This window comes from Bradyrhizobium sp. P5_C11_2, assembly GCF_054049755.1.
The window spans coordinates 1-1,467 of record NZ_JBFULT010000979.1 but is presented as its reverse complement, the minus strand read 5'-3'; the positions used below and the strand labels follow the sequence as shown (position 1 = coordinate 1,467).

Here is a 1,467-nt window from a genome sequence, read left to right as displayed (position 1 = left end):
ATCTCGGCGGCATCTGCCTGAACTGGGGCTGCATCCCGACCAAGGCGCTCTTACGCTCCGCCGAGATCTACCACTACATGCAGCACGCGAAGGATTACGGCCTGTCGGCCGACAACGTCTCGTTCGATCCGAAGGCGGTGGTGCAGCGTTCGCGCGGCGTCTCGAAGCGGCTCAACGACGGCGTCGGCTTCCTGATGAAGAAGAACAAGGTCAGCGTGATCTGGGGCGCGGCCTCGATCGACGCGCCTGGCAAGGTCACGGTGAAGAAGTCCGACGTCGAGGCCCCGAAGGGTGCGCTGGGCGAGGGGAGCTACCAGGCCAAGCACATCATCGTCGCGACCGGCGCGCGCCCGCGGGTGCTGCCCGGGCTCGAGCCCGACAAGAAGCTGATCTGGACCTATTTCGAGGCGATGGTGCCGGAGCGGATGCCGAAGTCGCTGCTGGTCGTCGGCTCCGGMGCGATCGGCATCGAGTTCGCCTCGTTCTTCCACACCATGGGCTCTGATGTCACCGTGGTCGAGGTGCTGCCGCAGATCCTGCCCGTCGAGGACGCCGAGATCGCGGGCCTGGCGCGAAAGCGCTTCGAAAAGCAGGGCATCAAGATCCTGTCCTCGACCAAGGTGACGAAGCTCGAGAAGAAGGCCGACAGCGTCGTCGCCACCATCGACGACGGCAAGAAGCCGGTGACGGTCGAGTTCGAGCGGGTGATTTCGGCGGTCGGCGTGGTCGGCAATATCGAAGGGCTTGGGCTGGAAAAGCTCGGCGTCAAAACCGACCGCGGCTGTATCGTGATCGACGGCTACGGCAAGACCAACATCCCCGGCATCTACGCCATCGGCGACGTTGCCGGCCCCCCGATGCTCGCGCACAAGGCCGAGCATGAGGGCGTGATCTGCATCGAGGCCATCAAGGGTCTGCACCCGCACGCCATGGACAAGAACCTGATCCCGGGCTGCACCTACTGCCAGCCGCAAGTCGCCTCCGTCGGTCTCACCGAAGCCAAGGCCAAGGAGAATGGCCGCGAGATCCGTGTCGGCCGCTTCCCCTTCGTCGGCAACGGCAAGGCGATCGCGCTCGGCGAGGACCAGGGCCTGGTCAAGGTGATCTTCGACAAGAAGACCGGCCAGCTGCTCGGCGCCCACATGATCGGCGCGGAAGTCACCGAGCTGATCCAGGGCTATGTGGTGGCCATGAACCTGGAGACCACGGAAGAAGAGCTGATGCACACGGTGTTCCCGCATCCGACGCTGTCGGAGATGATGAAGGAAGCCGTGCTGGATGCTTATGGGCGTGTGTTGAATATCTAGAATAGGGCCTTCAATGGCGGCTCATGACGGTTGGTCAGAGACTGGCAACAATATCCTTGCGCCAAAATTGCTGGCCAAAGTTCGGGACATTCTGGAACATGAGCCGATTATTCTGGAACACCGATTGTACGCGGGGAGTTCTGCTCCACTGATGCTAATC

The 1,467-nt window shown here is 62.6% G+C and carries 1 protein-coding gene; it reads left to right on the top strand.

Annotated features, from left to right (window positions below; translation table 11 throughout):
* A partial coding sequence (lpdA, locus tag ACXJL8_RS40895; protein ID WP_456687022.1) for a dihydrolipoyl dehydrogenase occupies positions 1-1,307 on the top strand: 1,307 nt, incomplete at its 5' end.
* Between the last annotated feature and the right edge of the window lie 160 nt (positions 1,308-1,467).